The organism is Ottowia caeni, assembly GCF_050821495.1.
GTDB classification, from domain to species: Bacteria; Pseudomonadota; Gammaproteobacteria; order Burkholderiales; family Burkholderiaceae_C; genus Ottowia; species Ottowia caeni.
On record NZ_CP151080.1, the window covers coordinates 1,533,149 to 1,557,886 of the forward strand.

The window sequence follows — 24,738 nt, forward strand, 5'->3', positions numbered from 1 at the left end:
CCGTCGGGCTTTCGGGGCTTCACTTTTTATGCGATGCGTGGTTTGGGGGCTCGGTTCAAGGCCTTTGATTCGGAAGGAACGGTTTTCGGTTCCATCAGCAAGAAGGATTTTCAGAACCTTCCGGTTGTTGTGGCTCCCGAAACTGTGCTCCGCGCTTACGATGAAGTTACATCGCCAATCGATCAGCGCATTGTAGAAAACGAGGTGATGTTGCGAGCACTCTCCTCGCTCCGCGACACCCTGCTCCCCCGCCTGATCTCCGGCCAGCTACGCCTGCCCGAAGCGATGGCGGCTTTGGAGGCCACCTTATGAGAAACAAAACTTTGAAGCCTGAAGCGGCCTTAATCGTCTCTGCCTTCGTAGGAGCGGCTTTAGCCGCGAAGGGTCACCGTCATCAATGGCGTCTTGTGCTCCGAAGGAAACCGATCGCGGCTGAAGCCGCTCCTACAAGCGGTGCAACTGTTTCTCCCTGGAACGCAGGGCGCCGATAGCCCCCCGGAAAGCTCATGACCACACCCAACCCACCCGAAGCACCCAGCCAGCCACGCAACCCCCTCCATGGCCTCACCCTGGAAGCCATCGTCACGGCGCTCGTGGCGCACTATGGCTGGGAGGAACTGGGCAAGCGTATTCCGATTCGGTGCTTCACCAGCGAGCCCAGCGTTCCCTCCAGCCTGAAGTTCCTGCGCAAGACGCCGTGGGCGCGCGAGAAGGTGGAGGGGCTCTACCTGTTCATGCAGCGGGACAAGCGGCGCGGTCAAGCACATCAAAATTCATAGCAAATACCAATGGATTGCATTGGCCTGGAGACACAAAAATCATCCATCGACATGTCGATAGCATGAATACAAAGGAGGGCAGCAGATGAATGAAGACCAACTAGAGCAAGATACGCTGCAGGCAGTTGAGAGTACGGCGCAGCAGACCTTTGACCAAGTAACTCTTATCCGTGCGTTGATGGAGAAGATACGTGAGCGGGTGCAGAGAGAGGCTCCAGGCATATACAGCAAGGACTTGATTGAGGTCATCTTCCGTCACCCCTACACCAAGATTCAGTTTCTAGTGGACTCAGGCATTGCCAAGCGCCAAACGGCATCCACCTATTTGAAGACTTTGGCTTCACTGGAGCTACTGCGCCCCAGCAAGCATGGTCGGGAGATTTACTACATCAATGATGCTTTGTTTGCTGAACTGGTGAAATGATGACGGAATCGACACATCCTGAAGATATGTCGATTTTCATCAAAAAAATAAACATGTTTTCGATTCATGTCGATGACATCGACACAAGGGAGGGGGCAGATGACCGAAGACCAACTAGAACAAGAAACGCTGGCTTGGTTGCAAGGCGTGGGCTACACCCACCGCTACGGCCCCGACATTGCCTTTGACGGATCTTCACCCGAGCGTGCCGACTACCGCCAGGTCATCTTGCTCCTTCGGCTGCGCGAAGCCATCAACAAGCTCAACCCCGGCATCCCGGTTGCTGCCCGCGAAGACGCCATCAAGCAAGTCACGGATCCGGGCATTCCGTCCCTGCTGTCGGCCAACCGCGCCTTCCACAAGCTGCTGGTGGGTGGCGTGCCAGTGCAGTACCAGAAGGATGGCGAGACACGCGGCGACTTTGTGCGGCTGTTGGACTGGGCGCACCCCGAGAACAATGAATGGTGGGCAGTCAACCAGTTCACCATCAAAGGTCCCCACAAAACCCGCCGCCCCGACATCATCCTGTTCGTCAACGGCCTGCCGCTGGTGTTGCTGGAACTGAAGAACCCCGCCGACGAGAACGCCAACATCTGGAAGGCATTTGACCAGATTGAGACCTACAAGGAACAGACTCCAGACGTGTTCCAGTACAACGAGGTGCTGGTGATCTCAGACGGCACCGATGCCCTGATGGGTTCGCTCTCTGCCAATGCCGAGCGCTTCATGGCCTGGCGCACGATTGATGGCGTGAACCTTGATCCTCTGGGGCCGTTTCAGGAGCTGCAAACCCTGGTGCGTGGTGCCCTCGCGCCCCATTACCTGCTGGACTACCTTCGGTACTTCGTTCTTTTTGAGGACGACGGCCAACTCGTCAAGAAAATTGCGGGCTACCACCAGTTTCACGCGGTGCGCGCGGCCATCGAACACGTAGTGGCCGCCTCACGGCCAGACAGCGCCGCTGCCGTGCGCGGCAAGGGCGGTGTGGTGTGGCACACCCAGGGCAGCGGCAAGAGCATCACCATGACCTGCTTTGCCGCCCGGGTCATGCAAGAGCCTGCCATGGCCAACCCGACCATTGTGGTGATCACTGACCGCAACGATCTGGACGGCCAGCTCTTTGGCGTCTTCAGCCTTGCCCAGGACCTGCTGCGCGAGCAGCCGGTGCAGGCCACCACGCGCCAGGAGCTGCGCCGCCTGTTAAGCAACCGGCCGTCGGGCGGCATCGTGTTTGCCACCATCCAGAAGTTCATGCCCGGCGAAGATGAGGACATGTTCCCCGTGCTCTCCGACCGGCACAACATCGTGGTGATTGCCGACGAAGCCCACCGCACCCAGTACGGCTTTGAGGCTAAGCTCAAGACCCGCAGGGTGCCAGCCGCCAGCCAGGGCGCCTTCACCACGGCAGACGATGTTCACACCGCCACCGTGATCACAGCCGACTTCGCCCCGCCCGAGTACAAAGTCAGCTACCAGGTCGGCTACGCCCAGCACCTGCGCGATGCGCTGCCCCGTGCCACCTTTGTGGCCTTCACCGGCACGCCGGTCAGCAGCACCGACCGCGACACCCGTGCCGTGTTTGGAGATTACATCCATGTCTACGACATACAGCAGGCCAAGGAAGATGGGGCCACCGTCGCGATCTACTACGAAAGCCGCCTCGCCAAGTTGCGTCTTAAAGACGATGAGCTGCCCCTGATCGACGAGGAGGTGGACGAACTGGCCGAGGATGAAGAAGAAAGCGCCCAGGCTCGCCTGAAATCGAAATGGGCCGCGCTGGAGCGCGTGGTGGGCGCCAAGCCCCGGGTAGCCAGCGTGGCGGCCGATATCGTGGCCCACTTTGAGGAACGCAACAAGGCGCAAGACGGCAAGGCCATGATCGTGGCCATGAGCCGCGACATCTGCGTTCACCTGTACAACGAGATCGTTCAGCTGCGCCCCAATTGGCACAGCGACGATCCGGAGCAGGGCGCGATCAAAATCATCATGACCGGCAGCGCCAGCGACAAGGCGCTGCTGCGCCCCCATGTCTACAGTAGCCAAGTTAAAAAGCGGCTGGAAAAGCGCTTCAAAGACCCGGCCGACCCGCTGCGCCTGGTGATCGTGCGCGACATGTGGCTCACCGGCTTCGACGCCCCCTGTGTTCACACCATGTACGTGGACAAGCCCATGAAGGGCCACAACCTCATGCAGGCCATTGCCCGCGTCAACCGCGTGTTCAAGGACAAGCAGGGCGGCCTGGTGGTGGACTACCTTGGCATTGGCAACGAGCTCAAGGCGGCCATGCGCGAGTACACCGCCAGCAAGGGGCGCGGCAAGCCCACGGTAGACGCCCATGAAGCACTGGCCGTTCTGCTGGAGAAGCTGGACGTGCTGCAATCCATGCTGCACGGGTGTGATTACAGCGACTTTCTGACCGGGGGCTACCAAACACTGGCCCGGGCCGCGAACCACATTTTGGGCTTGCGGGAAGAGGGTGGCAAAGATGGCAAACGCCGCTTTGCCGACACCACCCTGGCACTGGCCCAGGCCTTCTCCTTGTGCTGCACCTTGGATGAAGCCAAGGCCATGCGAGAGGAAGTCGCCTTCATGCAGGCCGTGAAGGTCATCCTGACCAAACGCGACATCACTGCCAAAAAGCGCACCGACGAACATCGTGACGAGGCCATTCGGCAAATCATCAGCAATGCCGTGGTGTCCGATCAGGTGGTGGACATTTTTGACGCCGTGGGCTTGGATAAACCCAACATCGGCCTGCTGGACGATGAATTCCTGGCCCAGGTAAAAAACCTACCCGAGAAAAATTTGGCGGTGGAACTGCTGGAGCGCCTGCTCGAAGGCGAAATCAAGAGCCGCTTCGGCAGCAACGTGGTGCAGGAAAAGAAGTTCTCGGAACTGCTGGGCAACGTGATCAAGCGCTACCAAAATCGTTCGATCGAAACGGCGCAGGTGATGGAAGAACTGGTCGAAATGGCCAAGAAGTTCCGCGAGGCCGCCAGCCGGGGTGAGCTACTGGGCCTGACCGAAGACGAGGTACGCTTTTACGACGCCCTGGCCACCAATGAATCAGCGGTCCGAGAGCTGACTGATGAAACCCTCAAGAAAATCGCCCACGAGCTGACCGAGAACCTGCGCCAGAACCTGACCGTGGACTGGTCAGAGCGCGAGAGCGTACGCGCCAAGCTGCGCCTGATGGTCAAGCGCATCCTGCGCAAGTACAAGTACCCGCCCGACTTGCAGGAAGAGGCTGTGGACTTGGTGCTTCGACAGGCAGAGAAGATTGGGGAGGATTGGATTGGTGTCTAGATTGGAGATGCGCGCCCACGTCTTTGGTTACATCCGTTTTCCATATCTGGGCGCGGTATCCAGCGTGTGATTCAAAGAAAAAGTATGAACCTGCGCAGATCTGAGGGATCAATAGACTCCTATACTTTCCTATTGCGCCCCTCCTGTCCAGCATGCGCTTGAACGCACAGCCCTTCCAGACTGCCATCCGCGCCTTGCGGCGCCCGTTGAGTCTCATGAGTTTGGCGGCCCTGGCGGCTTGCAGCAGCACGCCTCCCGCCAGTTCCACCGCAGAACTAATGGTTCAGGCTACCGCGCAAGCGACCCCGACCGTGTCTCACTCGGCTCCCGTCAAGGTCGGTGTTGCGCTGGGGGGCGGTGCGGCCAAGGGCTTCGCGCATATCGGCGTCATCAAGATGCTCGAGGCTAACGGCTTCGCTCCCTCTGTAGTGGCAGGCACCAGTGCGGGTAGCGTGGTTGGGGCCTTGTATGCCAGCGGCATGAACGCCTTCGAATTGCAGGAAAAAGCCGTCGCGCTCGACGAAGCGAAGATCCGCGATCTGCAGATTTCATCCGGCGGGCTGGTGCTGGGGCAAAAGCTTGAGGATTACGTGAATCAGCAGGTAAGACGCCAACCGATGGAGAAGCTGGCCAAACCCTTCGTGGCCGTGGCAACGCGCCTGGAGGACGGAAAACGCACGATGTTTGCACGTGGCAACACCGGCCAGGCGGTGCGGGCCTCCAGCAGTGTGCCGGGTGTGTTTCAGCCGGTAGCTATCGGCAAATACCATTTCGTGGATGGCGGTGTTGCCAGTCCCGTACCGGTCGATGCGGCGCGTGAGTTGGGCGCGGACTTGGTGGTCGCCGTGGACATCTCAAGCAAAGCGCGCGGGCAAACACCCACTGGCATGCTGGGCACGCTCGGTCAATCCATAGCGATCATGGGCCAAAAGCTCGGCCAAGCCGAGTTGGCTCGCGCTGATGTAATCGTGCGCCCACAGGTGCTCGATATTGGCGCGACAGACTTCGCCCAGCGTGCCAACGCCATCCTGGAGGGTGAAAAAGCCGCCCTCGCTGCGATGCCGCAAATTCGTGAGCGCATCGCACAATTGCAGGCGATGCGCGACAAGGCTTCCCACCTCGCGCAACAGAAGGAAGCCGAAGCACGGCATCAAGCCTGCCTGGAGCAGCGCTCAGGCCTGCAGAAACTGACCGACATGGTGAGCCTGCACGACGCCTGCCCCAAGCCTTAGAGCCCGTTCTTTCGAATAAACCGTGCGTGCTCGTTTTGAAAAGCCAAGGTCCTCTTCAGCCTTGATGCCCGCATGCGCCGCGACACGTGTCCAACGCGGGCGTCGGCGAATTGGTGGTGGTGCTGGGGTACTATGCAGATCGCCGTGAATGCTAGGTGCACGATCTCCCGGTCGCCTTGGTGCGTAACCTTGATCCCGATGCAGGAAAGGTCTCGTCGTTGCGGTTGGATCAACCCCCACTGGTGCCGATCGTCGTCGCCGACTTTCATGTCTGGAGGTTCGGTATGAAATGGCTGACCCGATGCGCCCTGCATTTCAAGAACAGCCATCAACGGCTTTCATTCAAGCCGCCACACTGCATGACCACGCGCTTACAGATCGTCAATCTGAGTCAAGAACGTCAGTGTCAGTATCAGCGGAACCACTTTGTCATGCTCAGAATGCAAGGGACTTCTTTGTTACCTTCAGAGTACCCATCGAAAGGTTGTCCGTCCTCATCGACGCGAGCCAGGGGATCACCCGTGAGGTCATGAACCGCCCCTACCCGCAGTAGCACCAAGGGTTCGCCTTCGTGAGCCGTGAATCGATAAAGAACGCCCTTGGGTAGCACCACACCACCGTGTCGCACGACAGTTTTCTCTTCACCGCGAGGTCCATAAAATGTGGCCGAGCCTTGCAACACAACGAATAGATGGTCTTCGTTGCTGTGCGCGTGCAGTTCATTCTCGCCGCCACTGGCGTAGGTCTTGAGCACCACATTGAGCAAGGGTGTAGCAGCGAACACCTGATTGGTTCGCCCTTGTTCGGGCAGTCGAGCCGCGAGCTGAAAGAAGTGGGGGCGGTCATGCACCTCGAGCTGCTGCATGGCGTCAAGCCATGCTTGGCTAGAAGTCGCTAGTGGTACCTGTGTATCGGTAACTTTGGGGTCGAGTTCCATAAACTTCTCCAGTAGTTTCGTTGATAGAACGGATTTTTAATCCCGTTTAGTCCTGCGCAACGAGACGTTGACGTTCTTGATCTGTGTAAATTCGTGTAGCTCCTGCAAACACTCTTCGCGTCCCACCCCAGAGAGCTTGTAGCCTCCAAATGGTGCCCCGGGTATATGAATTGAGCAGTCATTGACCCAAACGTATCCGGCCTGAACTCGTCCGGCCGCATGGTGCGCAGTGACCAGATCGTTGGTCCATATCGATGCGGTGAGGCCAAACGGAACGTCATTGACGAGATCAAACATGCTGTCTTCGTCTTTCCACTGCATCACGCTCAGCACGGGGCCAAAGATCTCCTCACGCGCGATGCGATGGTGTCCCTCAACACCGCTGAAGACGGTTGGCTCAACAAAAAAACCATTGTCAAGGTTGACCGGTTTTCGCCCTCCTGAGACCAGCGTGGCGCCCTCGGAAAGTCCGATTTCGATGTAGTCGAGGGTTCGTTGATGCTGAGCTTGGCTGGCCAGCGCACCCATACTTGTCTTCATGTCGGTCGCTATGCCAGGTTTATGCCTGGCCTGCAGCAGCGTGGTCACGGCATCAACAAATCGTGCATGCAGACTTTCATGAACTATCAAGCGGCTCGTAGACCCACATGACTGGCCGCACCAAGTGAAATTCATCCCCCGTACGGCTCCTTCCACGGCAGCATCAAAGTCGGCGTCGGGGAAGATGATCATCGCATTTTTCCCGCCTAACTCGAGCAATGTGCGCTTCATGCCCTGCGCAGCCGAACGCATCACCGCCTGGCCTGCACCGACACTGCCAATGAGGCCAACGGCAGCGACGTTCGGGTGTTCAGCCAAGGCTGCGCCGACCTCACGCCCTCCAGTGACGCAATTGAGTACACCGGGCGGGAATACGCCTTCAAGCAACTCCATGAGACGCAGTGTGGAGAGGGGGGCCTGCTCTGGTGGCTTGAGAACGACCGTATTTCCTGCTGCCAGCGGGGCAGCCATCTTGCCTGCCGCAAACATAAAGGGATGATTGAACGGATAAATTCTGGCCACGACACCCAAAGGTTCTCGAACGGTGTAATTGAGGGACCCATTGCCTGTTGGCAACGTTTCTCCCTTGTTCTCGAGGACGAGTCCTGCAAAGTATTCGATCTGGGTTGCGGCGATTTCCGCATCCATCTGCATTGCTTTGACAGGATTGCCGCAGTCAGCTGCGTCCAAAAGCGCGAGCTCCAGCGCATGCGACCTTACGATATCGGCAGCCCTGCGCAAGCAGCGGGCGCGTTCAAGTGGCGGAGTAGCAGCCCAATCGGGAAATGCCTGGGAAGCACAGGCGACGGCCGCGTCGACTTCTGCGACCCCACCCCATGCGAACTGAGCCAGTACCTTCCCGGTACTCGGATTGATACTGTCGCTTGCGTCGCCGCCGTCATGCCAGACCCCACCCCAGTAGTGTCCCGCGGCACGAGGCAGAACGGCTTCAACCCACGGGCTGAGGTCTGGATCGCTTGACAACGATATACCTTCGCTTTGAAGGCGCTGAAGCAGATTACTCATGGTCTTTCGCGCTGGATCGCGTCATGGTTTGGCTCATGGAGGCGGTATACCCAGGCTGCACGCGGACATCCACGACAACACCCTCGCCGCGCTTGACGGCACTGATCGCCTGGGTAAGCGTGTCAAATAGTGTTTTGGAGTCGCTCACGGGTCCGAAGGCCGTCAGCCCTTGGGCACGGGCCATCTGCGCCAGATCCGGCGCCGGGTCATCGATGCGCTGACCTATCCATTTGTTCTCAACAGGACGCCCGCGCTCGAGCGCCACCCGCTCCTGATGCAACTCATCATTGAAGAACGATCGATTGTTGACGACGACTGTAAGTAGAGGGATGCGGGCATTCGCAGCAGTCCAGAAGGCCGTTACTCCCATCAGAAAGTCACCATCGCCAATCACTGCCACGGGCAGTCGGCCCGACCCCTTGAGCGCTAGCGCGCTGCCCACAGCCATACCTGGCCCTGAACCGATGCCCCCGCCACCGTCATATCCGAGAAAGTCCAATGGTCCGTCGAAGTCCCACATGTCACCTCCCCAGCTCAGCGGGAGGCGCAAAAGACTGACCTCTTCGCCGTGTGTCGCCTCGCGAAGCGCCTGCGCCACCGCAGGGACGGTCAGCGGCTCATTGGGATTCAATTGTGCTGCGGGTGTGCGCTCGACATGCTGAGATCGTGCGGGCTCCGGGTGATCGGCCAATTCTGGCAGCAAGGCGCTGACCAGCATCTCCGGCTCGCATGCCAGGAAAACGTCTGCCGGAGGCAAACCCTGGTGATCCATGGTCCATCCGTTGTGCGAGTGGTGATCAACTGACACTTGAATCACCTGGCTCTTCACCGTGGCTTCTCCCCACGCCTGTCGCAATGTTCCAGCCAGATCCAGCCAGTCCAGGCTCAGCACAACGTCGGCTTCTCTCAGAACCCTGGCTGCGTCTGGCGTCAGGAACATGCCCGCCGGAGCTGCATGAAGGGGGTGGCTGGTAGGGAATGCCGCCCCAAGCTTGAGGTCTGTCAACACCTGGGCTCCCAGCCGCTCAGCGAGCGCAACGCGCTCGTCCCACCCGGACTGCGAGCGTGACACGCGGCCAGCAAGAATGACCGGCTTGCGAGCCCGACGAAGCAACTCGGCAGTCCGTTGCACGTCGCTCGAAGCTGGCGCGGGTGGCTGAGGCGGCTTATATCGGGACACATCAGGGACTACCGGACGCTCGCTCAGACGGGTCTCCTGCAACGCAGCATCGAAGCATACGTACACAGGGCCGCGTGGAGCCGTGTCTGCAATGCGCCAAGCGCGCAGAAGCGCCTCTTGCGCCGCAGCGACCGATGCAGGCTGTGCATCCCATTTGATGAAATTCCGCACCAGGGCGGCTTGGTCCTGAGCGGTGTGCAGCCAATCGATCCAGGGGCGTCGGCGTGCTGCATCGACTGGCCCTGTTGCACCCAGCACCAGTACGGGAACCCGGTCTGCCCAGGCATCGAAGATGGCCATACTGCCGTGCATGAGGCCAACATTACTGTGAAGAATCGCTGCGAGCGGCTTGCCGCTGACCTTGGCATAGCCATGCGCAATTGACACCGCATGCTCCTCGTGCAAGACGACAAGCATTTGCGGCTTCACGTTACCAAGGTGATTGACCAAGCTGTCATGCAACCCACGAAAACTGGCACCAGGATTCAGCAGAACATAGGGTACTTCCAGGGCTCGAAGCATGTCGGCTATCGCGTCACTGCCCCAAACATGTCCTGCTGCTTGCTCACTCATGGGAACCGGGTCATCTCGCCTGGCTCCCATAGACACGTCAACTTTGGAATCGATCTTCACTTTGTTCTTACTCCACCTTGATGCCGGCAGTTTTAATGATGTCGCCCCAACGCTTGAGATCGTCCAGACCACGCTGGCGCATCTGCTCAGGTGTACTCACCAGAACTTCGATGCCCTGCCCCTGCAGCTTCTCGACAACGTCAGGCATGGCCATGACGCGACGCGCGGCCTGATTGATGAAGTCAACGATTGCCGGAGGCGTACCTGCGGGCGCCGCCAACCCGAGCCAGATCTCGCTCTCGTAGCCTGGCACGCCCGCCTCGTCCAGCGTAGGAACGTCGGGCAGACTGGAGAGTCGCTTGCGACTGGTCACTGCCAGCGCCTTCATTTTTCCGGCTCGGATGTGGGGTAGCAATTGGTTGATGACTCCGACCGAGACCTGAACCTGCCCTGCCAGAAGGTCAGCGATTGCCGGCGCAGCGCCACGATAGGGGATGTGCAGCATGCTTGTCTTGGTCATGGCCTTGAACATTTCCGCCGACATATGTTGCGGGCTGCCGTTGCCACTGGAGGCATAGTTCAGCTTGCCCGGTTCCCGACGCAAAAGCTCGATCAGCTGTCGGGCGTTTTGCGCCTGGATGCTGGGGTGTACCACCAGTACAAGTGACGTTGTTCCCAAGAGGGAGATGGGCGCGAAGTCCTTCTGGGGATCGAACGGCATCTTGTCAATCAACCCTGGGTTCATTGACACGATGTTGATGTTCGTCAGCAACAGGTTGTACCCATCCGGTGCGGATTTGGCGATTTCGTTGGCGCCGATGTTCCCAGCCGCACCCGGCTTGTTTTCCACCACAACGGGCTGCGACCACATTTCCTGAAACTTCTGTGCAACAAGGCGTGCGATAACGTCGTTGCTGCCACCAGGCGTAAAGGGCACCACGATGCGTACCGGTTTTGATGGAAATGCCGCAGGACCAGACTGGGCAATGGCTGCTCCTGACATGCCGAGGGCGGCGGCGGTGACGGTCGAAATAAAGCCCCTGCGGCCCACGGAATTGAAGGTGTGTTTGGTCATGGTTGTCTCCTGCTCTTTAGACTTAACTGGCTTTCGAACCGGCCGGATGTTAATGGCATAAATTTTGGGAATCAATCTTGATTGGCAAATCAACTATCGAACCGATGGAACGTAAGGAATACCTTAATGCGACGGAGGCTGCCGCCCTACTTGGCGTTCGCAAGCAGACCCTGTATGCCTACGTTAGCCGAGGCCTCGTGCGCAGTCTGAATGACAACAGTGCCAGGCGCACGCGTCTTTACCTTCGCGAAGATCTTGATCGGATCAAGCTCAAGGCAGGTGCTCGTCTTGGCCATGAGGCGGTTGCCGCCACGGCAATGAACCTTGGCGCACCGATTGTTCCTTCCAGCATCACCGAGATCTCTGCTGATGGCCCTCTCTACAGGAATCAGCTTGCAGTGGATCTGGTGCGCCAGGGGGCCTCGTTCGAGCAGACAGCCGAACTCCTCTGGACAGGTCTTCTGCATGACGCCCCATTCGGATGGTCGACTGTCCAGGTGTTGAATCATCCTCATCGGCTACTGCGCACGCTCCCGAGCGATGTGGCGCAGGAGCAGTTCCTTGAGGTGCTTGCGCTTGTCGCGCAGTATCTGGCGATGGGGCGTGGGTTATTGCCGGACCGGCTCAGGTCGGGGCGCACTTTGGAAGCGGCTCGCGAGGTGATCGTGACAATGGCGGGTTGCTTTGGCCTTCTGAGTACCCGGGCACGCTATGTCCCGATTCCAACTCGATTGACTGTCGCTGAAGGTATCCTGCATGCAATGGGCGTATCAGCGGATCGCGAGAGTGTTCGTCTGCTCAATGCGGTTCTTGTACTGATGGCTGACCACGAACTCTCACCTGGAACGTTGGCCGCTCGAGTAGCCGCGTCGGCTGGCGCATCGCTGCACAGTTGCCTCTCTGCGGCGCTATCAGCTAGTGCAGGCACTGAAGTCGCTCGCCTTTATGATCGCGCTGATCGCTTCCTGTATGAAGCTTCTAGCGCGAGTGCGCTCCTGGCATGCGCAGAAGAATTGCTCGCGAAAGGGATGCCTGTCCCCGGGTTCGATCACCCGGTGTATCCGAAGGGAGACCCGAGGGCACGGTGCATTCTGGATCTGGTGAGGCAGCGCGCGGGTCTGCCGCGTGACGTTCGGAAAATTATCAGTTTTGTTGACCAACTGGCGGCGCGGCGGGGTATCTACGCACGTCACGAAATTGGTCTGATTGCCGCGTGCCGCATCATTGGACTTCCGCCACAATCACCGGCTGCAATATTTGTGATGGCACGCACTGCCGGTTGGGTTGCTCACATTCAGGAGCAGCGACTTTCCAAGTCACTTCTTCGCCCACGAGCAAAGTTTGTCGGTTAAAAAGCCGACCCTTCTTACTGAAGCTTGCACCAATCGGCCCACCATTGCCCAGGCAGGGTACGGGATATTGATCTGGAAGCCGAGGCACGACATCAAGCCTGCCTAGAGCAGCGCTCAGGCCTGCAGAAACTAGCGGACATGATGAGTCTGCACGACGCCTGCCCCTAGCCTTTGTTCCTTCAAGCAAACCGCGCGTGCTCGTTTTGAAAAGCCAAGGTCCTATTCAGCCTTGATGCCCGCATGCGCCGCGACACGTGTCCAACGGACCAACTCTGAGCGCATGAAGTCGGTGGCCTGCTCCGGCGTGGCGTAGATGATGTCGAAGCCCATGCTTTCCAGCTTGCTCTTGAATTCGGGCTGCTTGAGCACCTTGGTGTACGCTGAGTGCAGGGTTTTGACGACGCCTGATGGGGTGTCTGCCGGCGCGTAAAGCGCAAACCAGTTCGCAACTTCAGCCCCGGCATAGCCAGACTCAATCAGTGTCGGCGTCTGGGGCAAGTCGCGATGGCGCTGCTTGGCGGCCACGGCCAACACGCGTATGCGCCCCTGCTTGATGAACGGCAGAGCGTTCTGCAGCGGACTGAACATGTAGTCGAGTTGCCCCCCAACCAGGTCGTTCATCGCTTGCGACTGACCCTTGTAGGGAATATGGTTGCTGCGGGTGTTGGCCATCTGGTTGAAATACTCGGCGGTCAGGTGCTGAGAGCTGCCCATGCCAGCAGAGCCGTAGTTAAGCGCGCCTGGCCGGCTGCGTGCCAGGTCGACGAATTCTTTGACGTTGGTCGCCTTCAGGTTGTTGTTGACGACCAGGGCCACATCAGTTTGGCCGACCAGAGCCACAGTTTTAAAGTCACGCAGCAGGTCGTAGGGCAGTTTGCGGTAGACCGCCACGTTGGTGGCGATGGTGTTCGGCGAGAACAAAAGTGTGTAGCCGTCTGCTTTCGCTTTCGCTACATACTCAACGCCAATGTTGCCGCCGGCGCCTGTCTTGTTCTCAACCACGATTTGTTGGCCAAGAAGTTCCGCCACTTTCTGGCCGACGTTGCGGGCGAGCACATCAGTGCCACCACCGGCCGAGACAGGCACAACCAACTGGATAGGGCGTTGCGGGTAATTTTGTGCCGTTGCGACACCTGCCAGGGTGACGCCAAGTGTCAGACCGACAAAAAAGCGCTTTAAAAGATTCATGATTTCTCCTGGGGGTACTTTTTTCTAGCTCAAATATAATAATATACCTAAGCTTTTTTAGTGCGAGGAGACACCCCGACCATGCCCCACAACGCAAGCAGTGAACTGATCAACGATCTGGTTGTTGCCAATCACATCCTGGTCAACGAGGGGGTGCTCGATGGCTTCGGCCACATCAGCGTGCGCCACGACCGGGACCCTGAACGCTTTCTCATTGCGCGCAGCATGGCGCCTGCACTGGTCACCGCGGACGACATCATGGCTTGTGACCTTGATGGCCAAGTGCATGATGCACGCGGACGCAATGCCTATGTGGAGCGCTTCATACACAGCGAAATCTACCGCTCTCGCCCTGATGTGGTCTCTATTGTCCACACCCACTCGCCGGCCGTGATTCCTTTCGGGGTCACGGGCGCTCGGTTGCGGCCAATTTGCCACATGAGCGGATTTCTTGGTGCGCAGGTGCCAGTTTTTGAAATCCGGCACGCTGCGGGCGCTTCTACCGACCTGCTCATACGCAACCAGGCGCTGGGCAAGGCATTGGCCGAGCAATTAGGTGATTCGAATGTGGCTCTGATGCGCGGCCACGGCAACGTCGTGGTGGGCGTTTCCATTCAGCAGGCGGTGTTTCGCGCCATTTATACCGAGAGCAATGCACGCCTTCAGAGTGAAGCAATGCGCTTGGGTGAGATCACTTTCCTTACCCCGGAAGAAGCCCAAGCCACCTCGGACATGAATGACCAACATCTGGGACGACCCTGGGAGATGTGGAAGCGTCGCGCGCAGGCAGGACATCGTTAATCGAATCTATCATCGAATCTATCGCACTTCGGGTTAAAGTCTCTTCCAAATAGGGGTAGGGGGAGAAAATGGCTATAACCGATGTCAGTGAACTGGTGCATGACAGCGCCGTGTACAGAACTTTGCTGGAGTCGACCAAGGCGATTCCGTGGAAGATCGATTGGGCGACGATGAAGTTCGCCTACATCGGACCCCAGATTGAGGCGTTGCTGGGCTGGAGCCCCGAAAGCTGGGTGTCGGTGGAGGACTGGGCCATGCGCATTCACCACGAGGATCGCGAAAATGTGGTGAATTATTGCGTCGCTCAATCCCAGTCCGGCATAGACCATGAGGCAGACTACCGAGCGCGAACCAAGGACAACGGCTATGTCTGGATTCGAGATGTGGTCCACGTGGTGCGCAATGAGAAGGGCGAAGTCGAGGCACTGGTTGGCTTCATGTTCGACATTAGCGAGCGCAAGAAAACCGAAGAAAAATTGCTGAGCTTGCAGAAAGAGCTGGAGGCGCTGTCGTTCAAGGACGGGTTAACGGGTATCGCCAACCGACGCCGATTCGATAGCAGTTATAAGCAGGAGTGGGAGCACGCCCGCAGTGAAGGCAAGCCACTATCCATCTTGTTGTTCGACGTCGACTATTTCAAGCAGTACAACGATTTGTATGGTCACATCCAGGGCGACAATTGCCTAGTGGATATTGCGCAGACTCTGAGTTTGGCCGTGGTTGGGCCCCGCGATCTTGTTGCTCGCTACGGAGGCGAGGAATTTGTGGTCATGCTGCCTGAAGCTGACGAAGAAGTGGCACGCAACATCGCTGACCGATGCCAGCGGTTGCTCCAGAAGCGGTCTATCGTGCATGCGTTGTCGCCGCACGGTCAGCGCGTCACGGTTAGCATAGGAGCGGGCACGGTGGTGCCAGATGAAAAGGCTGACCCATCAGATTTCATCAAAGCGGTGGATCGACAGCTCTATGTGGCCAAGAGCAACGGGCGGCACCGCACTGAGTATGTGCAGCAGGAGGCTTGAGTCGGTCATTTGGTGGCTACTCGGAAACAGAGTGACCAGGAGACAAGTCGATGAAAAAATCCTGCTGCGTAGGTTGAACCATGGGCTCCATTCTTAAAGGTGGCAGTGGCCTGAACAGCCGCATAGTGGTGGGTGCGCTGTTGCTCGCGGCCGGTTCAGGGTCACGCATGGGTAACAAGCCCAAATGCCTGCTGGAATTGGATGGTGTTCCCCTGATCAGGCGCCAGATAATTGCGCTTACTTCCGCTGGTGCGGCTCCCTTGGTGGTGGTGCTGGGGCACTATGCCGAGCGCATCGAAGTCGCTGTTCAGGGCTTTCCGGTCACCCTGGTGCGCAATCCTGATCCCGATGCTGGTCAGATTTCATCGTTGCGGCTCGGCCTGCAGGCTCTGACCGGAAAAATAGATTGCGTCATGGTGGCACTGGCCGATCAGCCCTTGATCAACCAGCAAGATATCATCGATCTCATCTGTGCTTACAAGATGCGCCCGCGAGGCGCTGAGGTGGTTCAGCCTAGCGTGGACGGACTTCCTGGCAACCCGGTAATTTTCAGTGCCAGCGTGCGGAGTCAAATTCTGGCGGGTCCTCAGAGTATGGGCTGTCGGCAGTGGCAGACGGGACACCCAGAGTTTGTGCACCATTGGGTGACTACGAATGAGCACTATCGAGCCGATGTCGACACACCTGAAGATATCGAACAACTGGTCTCGCGTACAGGCCATCGCCTCAGCTGGCCGGTCGACTTGGCCGGACTGGCCTGAACCTCGGGCCGACTACCATCGCCTCCAGTAGCAGAAGCGGCAGGTGCTACTCGGGCAAGGGGCCATAGTCATTTTGAAATCAGGCTGTCGATACGAGCGAACTTGAAGGTCTCATGAAAATTGCATTCATTGGTGCGGGTCGACTTGCTCAGGCGCTCGCGGCCGCCTTTAGCCGTGTAAATATCGAGGTCGCAGCTGTTTTCAATCGCACCACATCGAAGGCCGAGACACTTGCGGCATCGGCCGGTGGCTGCAAGGTCTGCGATACGCCCCAGCAAGCGGCCGATATGGCAGATCTTGTTTTCATCACGGTCACTGATGACATGATCGGTACCACCGCCAGTCAGGTAAGGTGGCGCCATGGGCAGTGTGTGGTTCATTGCAGCGGCGCGACTGAGGTGGCGGTGCTCGAACCTGCCGCATCTCAAGGTGCAGCCATTGGCGGGTTCCATCCCTTGCAGCTTTTTGCCGACCCGGCAGTCTCCTTTTCAAACATGGCAGGCAGCAGTGTCGCTATTGAGGCGCAAGGGGCTCTTGAAGCGGAGCTCTCGCGCATAGCTGAGCTTGTGGGTTACCGCGTCATCAGGCTACCTCCTGGCGTGAGAGGCCGCTATCACGCGGCGACGAACTATGCCGCGAGCTTCTTGCTTTCCTTGCTCAGAGAAGCCTGTGACATCTGGAACAGCTTTGGTGTGAACGATCATGATGCACTTGATGCGTTGATGCCGTTGGCGCGTGGCGCGCTGGATGCCGTAGAAGCCAAAGGCTTGGCGGGTGCGATCGCGGGGCCCATCTCCAGAGGCGATGTGTCAGTGGTATCGCTGCATTTGCGCGAATTGGCCAAGCTGGGAGATCCAGCGGTTGATTTTTACCGTAGTGTGGCCCTGCGACAATTGCGACTCGCCCGAGACAATGGGAATCTGGAAGCTGCTGCCCTTGAACGGCTGGAACTGGCATTGCGCAGATCTTAAGCTTCGAGGGGCATGCTCTTCGTTGTTTCGCCTCACGAATCACGGCGGCTCTCCTGCACGATGGTCTGGGTTTTGTAAAAATGGCGGCAGCCGGCCCATACTGGTCGGCGTATAAGCAAAGCAGAGAGAGGCACATGAACCAATCCATCCCAGCCGCCGCACTTCAACTTCGCTCGCTCGTCCAGGCGGATGGCACACTGCAAATCAGCCTGGAGTCAATTCCTGTTCCGGTGCCGGGGCCTGACGAAGTCTTAATCCAGATGCAGGCGACGCCGATCAATCCCTCGGATATTGGTTTGCTTTTTGGGCCAGCTGATCTTTCAACGGCGCAGGTGTCAGGCACCCCCGATCGGCCGATCGTGAGCGCACGCATTCCAGAGCGGGCCATGCCCGGGCTGGCGGCTCGCATCGGAGAAAGCATGCCAGTGGGCAACGAAGGTGCTGGTCTGGTGGTGGCCGCTGGTTCATCGCAGGGCGCTCAGGCCCTCTTGGGCCGAACGGTGGCGGTGATCGGTGGGGCCATGTATGCGCAGTATCGCGCGATCCCTGCCGCACAGTGCTTGGCGCTGCCGGCCGGCACTACCGCAGCGGAAGGAGCGTCATGCTTCGTCAACCCGTTGACTGCACTGGGAATGGTCGAGACGATGAAGCGAGAAGGTCACAAGGCTCTCGTTCATACGGCCGCAGCGAGCAACCTCGGCCAGATGCTCAACAGGATCTGTCAAAAAGACGGTATTGCGTTGGTCAACATCGTTCGCAGACCCGAGCAGGTGGCGTTGCTGCGCGGGCTGGGGGCTCAGTATGTGTGCGACAGCAGTGCACCCGGCTTTGCGACAGACCTTACTGATGCACTGGCTGCCACGGGCGCCACGATCGCGTTCGATGCGACGGGCGGCGGTACCCTGGCCGGGACAATCCTCCAGTGCATGGAGAACGCAATAAGTCGGAACTCCAAGGAGTACAGCCGTTACGGCTCAGCTGTGCACAAACAGGTCTACCTATATGGTCACCTGGACACACGCCCGACCGAGATTCACCGCACTTTTGGCATGGCCTGGGGTATCGGTGGTTGGCTCTTGTTCTCGTTCCTGAAAAAAATTGGGGACGAGGCGGCGCAGGCGCTGCGCGAGCGCGTGATGGCTGAGCTAAAAACCACGTTCGCAAGCCACTATGCGCGCACGGTATCGCTTTCGGAAGCCCTGAGCGCGGAGGCCATTGCTTTTTATGGGTCGCGTAACACCGGGGCCAAGGTGCTGATCGACCCCTCGAAGTGATCGAGCCGAAGGGGGCCGCCGAAGCGCCAATGCATCAATTTCGATTACCATAAAAAGTAATCATGCATTAGGCGCGAAGAGATGCTTGTTTCACCCAGGGCATCCCTAGGTTTCTCCACCTAAGTTGTTCAGTTTTGATTAAAGGAATACACCATGAAAGCAAAGAAAGCCAAAGCAATGCCGATCGATATCGGTATCTCCGACGCTGACCGCAAGAAAATCGCAGAAGGTCTCTCAGCGCTGCTGGCTGACAGCTACACCCTCTACCTGATGACGCACAACTTCCACTGGAACGTGACCGGGCCGCAATTCAACACCCTGCACACCATGTTCATGAATCAGTACACGGAGCAGTGGAACGCGCTGGACATCATTGCCGAGCGCATTCGGGCTCTCGGCTTTCCTGCCCCAGGCACTTACAAAGAGTTCGTCAAGCTCGCGTCTATCAAGGAAGTTGACGGCGTGCCCAAAGCGACGGACATGATCCGCCACCTGGTTTCAGCCCAAGAAGCCACCGCCCGCACCGCTCGCAGGCTCTTCCCTGTTGTGGACGAGGCCAATGATCAGCCCACGGCCGATGTGCTGACCCAGCGCATCGATGTCCACGAAAAAACCGCGTGGATGCTGCGCAGCCTGCTGGAAGAATAGATCCGGCCAATAAGTGCTGTCTGCACTCTAAGCTTCAGATCTGTTCAACGAACCTGCAATTCAGCACGATTGAACTCCTTCACTCGTCTTGACGGGGCAGACGCGTCTCATAGCCCCGTTTGCGCCTCCAGTTTATCAGCTTGGATCGGCTGTCGCATTGCCCTCTGGGCGCCCCATGGCCAGATAGTGGCTGATGCGCCAGATGTGATGTGCGGTGCGCTCCAGCCAACGGTAGGCATCGGCCTTGGCGAGAATGTCTGCTGCTTTGCTGGAGAGTGCGCCTCTGCCGTCCAGCAATTCATGGCGCATCTGGCGCGACAGCTCGGTGAGCCCGGCGGCGTTCACCTGCAGCTCAGGGAGTATGTCGGCAAGCCGGTGCTCCGCTAACCCGTTGCGTGCCAGGTCCAGGATTTTCTGGTTGTGCGACAACGCCCACGCATACCCGGGTGAAGTGAGGTCGGTGCCGTTGTGTATCAGTTCATCCAGCCGACTCCGAAACCGTATCAGATGGTCTATGGTGTGCAATTGTGCAATTCGCCTTGCTGCCGAGGCCGCGTCATCTTGCCGCAGCTCGATGCGGCTGACGAAGGCGTAGGCGGTGTCCAGTGAACGCTCCAACTCCTGCAGTTTTCCGGGGGAGAGGGTATGGGTTCCGCCAGCCAGCACTCTTCCATAGGCGCCCAGCATGCGCTCGGTTGTTTCCTCCAGAGCACGCTGTGAGGCTTCCAGAGCGACAGACGGAATGGCGAGCATGGAGTCGTCCAGCCGCTGCGTCAGCGTGTGTTCTTTTTTGTCTGGCAGCAGGCGTTCGACCAACCCGGCGAACCTGGGCAATATGGGCAGGAAGATCACTACCCCCAGCGCAATGAAGAGGGTATGAAACGCGGCTAGGCTCATGGCGCCAGGGTCCAGGCCAGCGTGCGCGCCCAACCAGGCGATCACCCAGAAAAGCACGGGCAACAGGGCAATCGCCAGAGCACCGGCTGCGGCGTTGAAGAGTATGTACGCTACCGCCGTGCGTTTGGCGTGGATGGTGCCACCAATCGTGACCAGCACGCCAGTCATCGTAGTGCCGATGGCGGCACCCACCACAAGAGCGGCTGCCTGATCAAAGTTGATCGTTTGGGTGTGCAGCGCGGTCAAGGTGGTTGCAATAGCCGCCGTGGACGACTGAAGGACCGCAGTCAAGGCCAGGCCAAACAGCATTATCAAGACACTTGCGCCAAAGCCGCCCACCGGCAGGCTGGCGAAATTGAACACGCCGGCCAGGCCACGCATGCCTTCTTGCAGGGTGGTCAGCCCCATGAACATCATGCCGAAGCCCGCGATGGCCATGCCAAACTCGGCCCAGCGGCCACGGCCCATCAGCTTGAGCAAAGCCCCCAGCCCGATCAGCGGCAGGGTGTAAAAGCCCAGGTTGATCTTCAGCCCTAGTCCGGCCACGATCCACCCCGTGGCAGTATTTCCCAGGCTGGCGCCTATGAGCACTCCAATGGCTTGGGTAAAGCTAATGAGGCCCGCACTGACGAAGCCGATCAGCGTCACGGTGGTGGCCGATGAGGACTGCACAATCACAGTCGCCAGCGCGCCAGTGAATGCAGCCATGGTGGGCGTGCCTGTAAAGCGCGAGAGAACTTGCTTTAATACTTCGCCACCAAAGGCCACAAGCCCCTGGGACATGAGCAACATCCCAATGAGGAACAACCCCAAGCCGCCCAGAAAGGGGAAGAGCATCTCGTTCATCAGGCCAAGTCTCGCAGGTCAGGAGTCAAAAAGTGTTTGAGCAAAGCGGTAACTCCACTGGCGCCACCCATGGCGCGCAGTGCAATGTGGAAACCCGCGAGGTTACACCGAGAGCGGGGGCGCTCTGGGGATGCCCTGCGCAACTCCCTGCGGTCTGTGGCAGCACGGCCTCGGGCGATCCGCACTACCACCGACTCGCGAGGGCTATGCAGGGCCTCCCTGGCTCCGCTAGCATGTCGCCATGGCTTCAAGTTCTAAACCTTCCTGGCAATTCTGGGTCGACCGTGGCGGCACTTTCACCGACATCGTTTGGTGCGACCCTGAGGGCCGCCTGGCAACGCGCAAACTGCTTAGCGTTCACCCATCGGCGTATAAGGATGCCGCTGTGGCCGGTATCAAGGCCACGCTGGGCCTGACTGAAGATGCGCCAATTCCAGAGGGGTTGGTCAGCGAGGTTCGCATAGGCACGACCATCGCCACCAACGCGCTGCTGGAGCGCAAGGGGGAGCCTACACTGCTCATCGTCAATCAAGGCTTTGCCGATCTGCTGCTCATCGGCAATCAGACCCGCCCTCACTTGTTTGACTTGCATGTGCAACGGCCACCAGTGCTGTATGAACAGGTCGTGGAGATCAGCGGCCGTATCGACGCCCAAGGGCGTGAGTTGAGTCCGCTGGACGAAGAGCAGCTCGCCCGTGTGTTGCGGCAGGCCTACGAAGGGGTCTCCGATCATGCGCCGTGGTGCTGATGCACAGCTGGGTGTTTCCTGGGCACGAGCAGCGCGTGGCGCAACTGGCGCGCGACATCGGTTTCACCCAGGTCTCACCCAGCCACGAGATCAGTCATAGCGTGCGCATTGTGCCTCGTGGCAACACGACGGTGGTAGATGCCTATCTCTCGCCGATTTTGCACTCTTACGTGGAACAGTTGAGCAGCGAGTTGTCGGGCGTGAAGCTGTATTTCATGCAGTCGAACGGCGGCTTGGCGGCTGCCCAGGCCTTTCACGGAAAAGATGCTTTGTTGTCTGGCCCGGCCGGCGGTGTGGTGGGGGCTGCACGCACGGCCGAAGCGGCCGGCTTTGGCAATGTCATCGGATTTGACATGGGGGGCACCTCTACCGACGTTTCCTTGTATGCGGGCGCCTTCGAGCGGGCCTACGACGCTGAGCTCGCAGGTGTGCAGGTTCGGGTGCCCATGATGGCCATTCATACCGTGGCGGCAGGGGGGATCCATACTGGAGTTTGATGGTGCCCGCTTGCGGGTCGGGCCACACTCGGCGGGGGCGTTCCCTGGCCCGGCCGCTTATCGCAATGGCGGGCCGCTCACGGTAACGGACGCGAATGTGTGTGTGGGCAAAATTCAGCCGGCGTATTTTCCGGCCATCTTCGGCCCGGCCAGCGATGCGCCTCTGGATGCCGAGGTTGTCCGCGAAAAATTCGACGAGCTTGCCGACGCAGTGGCGCAGGCCACAGGCCACCGCAAGGACCCGCGTGCAATCGCTGAAGATTTTCTGATGGTTGCCGTCACGAACATGGCGAATGCGATCAAACAAGTGTCGGTTCAAAAGGGACACAACCCCGCTGACTTCGTGTTGCAGTCCTTTGGCGGCGCCGGCGCGCAACACGCATGTCTGGTGGCTGAAGCGCTGCACATGGACACCATACTGATACATCCGTTCGCGAGCGTGCTTTCCGCGTTTGGAATTGGCATGGCAGAACAGACCGTGCTACGGGAGAAGGCACTGGAAATACCTTTTGACGCGGAAGTTGCGGGCATATTGCGTCAGCAGGCAGCAGAACTGGAGGCGCAGGCGCGTGCCCAGTTAAGGGAGCAGGTGGATAGCGCTGGAAGTGACAAAGTTGATGGAAATCGGACCCTGCAAGTGCGCTGCGCGCTGCATATGCGCTACGCAGGCACCGACACCTCGCTCAAAGTGCCGTTGGCCGAACACGATCAAGTCGTTGCGGCAGTAGCCGCCGAGCATGCGCGCCGTTTTGGCTTTCACGCCACGGGCACGGCTCTGGTGGTCGGCACCATTGAGGTTGAGGCAAGCCTGGTGAACCCCTCCCGGCAAGCACTTCCATTGGGGGACGAAGGGCGAAGCTTGAGCCCCATCGGTGTGGCGACGGTATGGATGCAAGGTCAGGAGTTGCAGGTGCCCGTTCATGACCGGGCGGGGCTGCTGTTGGAGGTTGATCTGGCCGGGCCCGCGCTGATCCGGGAAGACACGACCATGGTCGTGGTGGAGCCGGGCTGGAGTGTGAGGCTGGATCGCTTCGGTAACATGCGCATGCACCGTGTACATGCCGTGGCACGGGTGCGCGGGCACGATCATTCGAAGCCGGATCCGATGCTGCTGGAGGTGTTCAACAAGCTCTTTACCAATGTGGCTGAGCAGGCGGGTGCTGTGCTGCAGAACACCGCTCGCAGTGTGAACATCAAGGAACGTCTGGATTTTTCCTGCGCAGTCTTTGATGCTGAAGGCAGGCTTGTAGCCAACGCGCCCCATGTGCCGGTGCATCTGGGCGCCATGGGCGTAAGTGTTCGCGCCGTGCTGGCAAGCCGCGGCAAGACCTTGCGGCCAGGCGACAGCGTCGCGCTCAACGATCCGGTCCATGGGGGAACCCACCTGCCTGACATTACAGTCATCACGCCAGTATTCGACGAAGAGGGCAAGGAGATCCGCTTTTTCGTGGGGAACCGTGGGCACCATGCCGACATCGGCGGCACCACGCCGGGCTCCATGCCGCCGGATTCCACGTGCCTGGAGGAAGAGGGGGTGGTGATAGACAACTTCCTCCTCGTTGAAGGAGGTCGTTTTCGTGAGCGGGAGTTCAGGGCGCTATTGGCCAACGCTCGCTATCCGGCGCGCAGCCCGGATGTCAACGTGGCGGACATTGCAGCACAGGTCGCGAGCAATCAGCGTGCGGTGCAGGAACTGCAGCGCGCGATTGTGCAGTATGGGTGGCCCATGGTGGCGGCCTACATGCGCCACGTACGAGACAACGCCGCCGACAACGTACGCCGCGTGCTGAGCCGGTTGCGCAGTGGCAGCTTTTCTTATGCAATGGATGGCGGCGCGAAGATTCAGGTCCGGGTCACGGTCGACCCCATCGGTCAGAGAGCGACCATTGACTTCACAGGAACCGATCCTGAGCGCCAAGACAATTTCAATGCCCCGCTGGCGGTGACACGCGCGGTGGTGCTCTATGTGTTTCGCTGCCTGGTGGGTGACGACATCCCCCTGAACGAAGGCTGCCTGGTGCCCCTGGAAATTGTCGTGCCGCCTGGCAGTATGCTCTCGCCGTCACCCACGGCGGCAGTAGTTGCCGGCAACACGGAGATCTCGCAATGCCTCTGCAACGCACTGTTCGGGGCGCTTGACGCGCTGGCGGGAAGCCAGGGCACGATGAACAACTTCCTCTTCGGCAATGCGACCTACCAGTACTACGAAACCATCGGGGGAGGCACTGGCGCGGGAGAAGGGTTCGACGGTGCGAGCGCGGTGCAGGCGCACATGACAAACACCCGCATGACGGATCCCGAGGTGCTTGAGATGCGTTTCCCCGTGAGATTGGAGACCTTCGCGGTGCGCAAGGGCTCTGGAGGGGAAGGGCGTTGGCGCGGCGGTGACGGCGCCCGGCGCAAGATGCGCTTTCTGCAGCCCATGACGGCCGTGCTCGTGTCCTCACACCGTGAGATTCCACCATTCGGTTTGCATGGCGGGTCTGGCGGTCAGTGCGGGTGCCAGTGGGTAGAGCGCGTTGACGGGTCGATTCAACCGATGAGCGGGCGAGACCAGGTGGAGTTAATGCCTGGAGACTGCGTGGTCATTGAAACGCCCGGTGGGGGAGGATATGGCTAGCAGCCGTGGCAAAGATTCCAAGGTATAAGAATGTCATGACG

The 24,738-nt window shown here is 59.1% G+C and carries 16 protein-coding genes and 3 pseudogenes; 13 read left to right on the top strand and 6 right to left on the bottom strand.

All coding sequences use genetic code 11. The features are described 5' to 3' along the window. The first annotated feature begins 506 nt into the window (after positions 1–506). From AAAK34_RS07500 to AAAK34_RS07520, 5 genes and pseudogenes are all read left to right on the top strand, one after another. Positions 507–779, top strand: coding sequence for a VF530 family protein (locus AAAK34_RS07500; RefSeq protein ID WP_231698218.1), 273 nt, complete (start codon positions 507–509; stop codon positions 777–779). 85 nt (positions 780–864) lie between these two features. Next, the gene (locus AAAK34_RS07505; protein ID WP_231698219.1) at positions 865–1,203 is read left to right on the top strand and encodes a hypothetical protein; all 339 of its coding nucleotides are present in this window, start codon (positions 865–867) and stop codon (positions 1,201–1,203) included. A gap of 99 nt (positions 1,204–1,302) precedes the next feature. After that, positions 1,303–3,450 (top strand): annotated as a pseudogene (locus tag AAAK34_RS07510) (type I restriction endonuclease subunit R); the annotation flags it as partial. Between the two features lie 66 nt (positions 3,451–3,516). Beyond that, positions 3,517–4,509: pseudogene (locus tag AAAK34_RS07515) on the top strand (DUF3387 domain-containing protein); the annotation flags it as partial. A 152-nt stretch (positions 4,510–4,661) separates the two neighbouring features. Next, complete coding sequence (locus tag AAAK34_RS07520; protein ID WP_431777905.1) at positions 4,662–5,741, top strand: patatin-like phospholipase family protein; 1,080 nt, start codon at positions 4,662–4,664, stop codon at positions 5,739–5,741. A gap of 412 nt (positions 5,742–6,153) precedes the next feature. On the opposite strand, the gene AAAK34_RS07525 is transcribed toward AAAK34_RS07520, so the two are convergent. The 4 genes from AAAK34_RS07525 to AAAK34_RS07540 are packed head-to-tail and all read right to left on the bottom strand — an operon-like array spanning position 6,154 to position 11,072. Then, positions 6,154–6,678, bottom strand: coding sequence for a cupin domain-containing protein (locus tag AAAK34_RS07525; RefSeq protein WP_231698221.1), 525 nt, complete (start codon positions 6,676–6,678; stop codon positions 6,154–6,156). A 36-nt stretch (positions 6,679–6,714) separates the two neighbouring features. Further along, the gene (locus tag AAAK34_RS07530) at positions 6,715–8,244 is read right to left on the bottom strand and encodes an aldehyde dehydrogenase family protein (protein WP_231698222.1); all 1,530 of its coding nucleotides are present in this window, start codon (positions 8,242–8,244) and stop codon (positions 6,715–6,717) included. Continuing rightward, positions 8,237–10,057 (bottom strand): thiamine pyrophosphate-binding protein, encoded by a 1,821-nt coding sequence (locus tag AAAK34_RS07535; protein WP_431777906.1) that lies wholly within the window; start codon positions 10,055–10,057, stop codon positions 8,237–8,239. Before AAAK34_RS07535 ends, AAAK34_RS07530 begins: the two co-directional genes overlap by 8 nt. Positions 10,058–10,064: 7 nt before the next feature. Beyond that, positions 10,065–11,072: a tripartite tricarboxylate transporter substrate binding protein gene (locus tag AAAK34_RS07540; RefSeq protein ID WP_231698223.1), complete on the bottom strand. Its 1,008-nt coding sequence runs from the start codon at positions 11,070–11,072 to the stop codon at positions 10,065–10,067. Positions 11,073–11,176: 104 nt separating this feature from the next. Here AAAK34_RS07540 and AAAK34_RS07545 point away from each other — a divergent pair, with 104 nt between their 5' ends. Beyond that, on the top strand, positions 11,177–12,424 hold the full coding sequence (locus tag AAAK34_RS07545; protein WP_431777907.1) for a citrate synthase: 1,248 nt from the start codon (positions 11,177–11,179) through the stop codon (positions 12,422–12,424). Between the two features lie 219 nt (positions 12,425–12,643). On the opposite strand, the gene AAAK34_RS07550 is transcribed toward AAAK34_RS07545, so the two are convergent. Continuing rightward, positions 12,644–13,612, bottom strand: coding sequence for a tripartite tricarboxylate transporter substrate binding protein (locus AAAK34_RS07550; RefSeq protein WP_231698225.1), 969 nt, complete (start codon positions 13,610–13,612; stop codon positions 12,644–12,646). An 81-nt stretch (positions 13,613–13,693) separates the two neighbouring features. On the opposite strand from AAAK34_RS07550, the gene AAAK34_RS07555 reads away from it, so the two are divergent. The 6 genes from AAAK34_RS07555 (at position 13,694) to AAAK34_RS07580 (ending at position 19,089) form a co-directional block, all read left to right on the top strand. Beyond that, positions 13,694–14,413: a class II aldolase/adducin family protein gene (locus AAAK34_RS07555; RefSeq protein WP_231698226.1), complete on the top strand. Its 720-nt coding sequence runs from the start codon at positions 13,694–13,696 to the stop codon at positions 14,411–14,413. Positions 14,414–14,487: 74 nt separating this feature from the next. Beyond that, positions 14,488–15,435 carry a diguanylate cyclase domain-containing protein gene (locus AAAK34_RS07560; protein ID WP_431778005.1) on the top strand — a complete coding sequence of 316 codons (948 nt, stop codon included), beginning with the start codon at positions 14,488–14,490 and terminating at the stop codon, positions 15,433–15,435. Positions 15,436–15,515: 80 nt separating this feature from the next. Then, entirely contained in the window at positions 15,516–16,196 is a 681-nt protein-coding gene (locus AAAK34_RS07565) for a nucleotidyltransferase family protein (protein ID WP_231698228.1), read from the top strand. Between the two features lie 113 nt (positions 16,197–16,309). After that, a complete protein-coding gene (locus tag AAAK34_RS07570; RefSeq protein ID WP_231698229.1) occupies positions 16,310–17,167 on the top strand; it encodes a DUF2520 domain-containing protein in 858 nt (285 codons plus the stop codon). Positions 17,168–17,301: 134 nt separating this feature from the next. Further along, complete coding sequence (locus tag AAAK34_RS07575; protein ID WP_231698230.1) at positions 17,302–18,441, top strand: zinc-binding dehydrogenase; 1,140 nt, start codon at positions 17,302–17,304, stop codon at positions 18,439–18,441. A 153-nt stretch (positions 18,442–18,594) separates the two neighbouring features. Next, positions 18,595–19,089 carry a Dps family protein gene (locus tag AAAK34_RS07580; RefSeq protein ID WP_231698231.1) on the top strand — a complete coding sequence of 165 codons (495 nt, stop codon included), beginning with the start codon at positions 18,595–18,597 and terminating at the stop codon, positions 19,087–19,089. Between the two features lie 135 nt (positions 19,090–19,224). Here the strand turns inward: AAAK34_RS07580 and AAAK34_RS07585 are convergent, their stop codons facing one another. Further along, positions 19,225–20,832, bottom strand: a complete 1,608-nt coding sequence (locus AAAK34_RS07585; protein WP_231698232.1) for a Na/Pi cotransporter family protein — start codon at positions 20,830–20,832, stop codon at positions 19,225–19,227. 241 nt (positions 20,833–21,073) lie between these two features. On the opposite strand from AAAK34_RS07585, the pseudogene AAAK34_RS07590 reads away from it, so the two are divergent. Then, positions 21,074–24,697: pseudogene (locus AAAK34_RS07590) on the top strand (hydantoinase B/oxoprolinase family protein). The last annotated feature ends 41 nt before the right edge of the window (positions 24,698–24,738 follow it).

Excerpts from the sequence above, each read along its gene's own strand:
- AAAK34_RS07555 (WP_231698226.1), top strand. The coding sequence starts at position 13,694 with ATGCCCCACAACGCAAGCAGTGAACTGATCAACGATCTGGTTGTTGCC.
- AAAK34_RS07570 (WP_231698229.1), top strand. The coding sequence starts at position 16,310 with ATGAAAATTGCATTCATTGGTGCGGGTCGACTTGCTCAGGCGCTCGCG.
- AAAK34_RS07520 (WP_431777905.1), top strand. The coding sequence starts at position 4,662 with ATGCGCTTGAACGCACAGCCCTTCCAGACTGCCATCCGCGCCTTGCGG.
- AAAK34_RS07545 (WP_431777907.1), top strand. The coding sequence starts at position 11,177 with ATGGAACGTAAGGAATACCTTAATGCGACGGAGGCTGCCGCCCTACTT.
- AAAK34_RS07585 (WP_231698232.1), bottom strand. The coding sequence starts at position 20,832 with ATGAACGAGATGCTCTTCCCCTTTCTGGGCGGCTTGGGGTTGTTCCTC.
- AAAK34_RS07540 (WP_231698223.1), bottom strand. The coding sequence starts at position 11,072 with ATGACCAAACACACCTTCAATTCCGTGGGCCGCAGGGGCTTTATTTCG.
- AAAK34_RS07565 (WP_231698228.1), top strand. The coding sequence starts at position 15,516 with ATGGGCTCCATTCTTAAAGGTGGCAGTGGCCTGAACAGCCGCATAGTG.
- AAAK34_RS07505 (WP_231698219.1), top strand. The coding sequence starts at position 865 with ATGAATGAAGACCAACTAGAGCAAGATACGCTGCAGGCAGTTGAGAGT.
- AAAK34_RS07580 (WP_231698231.1), top strand. The coding sequence starts at position 18,595 with ATGAAAGCAAAGAAAGCCAAAGCAATGCCGATCGATATCGGTATCTCC.
- AAAK34_RS07500 (WP_231698218.1), top strand. The coding sequence starts at position 507 with ATGACCACACCCAACCCACCCGAAGCACCCAGCCAGCCACGCAACCCC.
- AAAK34_RS07550 (WP_231698225.1), bottom strand. The coding sequence starts at position 13,612 with ATGAATCTTTTAAAGCGCTTTTTTGTCGGTCTGACACTTGGCGTCACC.
- AAAK34_RS07530 (WP_231698222.1), bottom strand. The coding sequence starts at position 8,244 with ATGAGTAATCTGCTTCAGCGCCTTCAAAGCGAAGGTATATCGTTGTCA.
- AAAK34_RS07525 (WP_231698221.1), bottom strand. The coding sequence starts at position 6,678 with ATGGAACTCGACCCCAAAGTTACCGATACACAGGTACCACTAGCGACT.
- AAAK34_RS07575 (WP_231698230.1), top strand. The coding sequence starts at position 17,302 with ATGAACCAATCCATCCCAGCCGCCGCACTTCAACTTCGCTCGCTCGTC.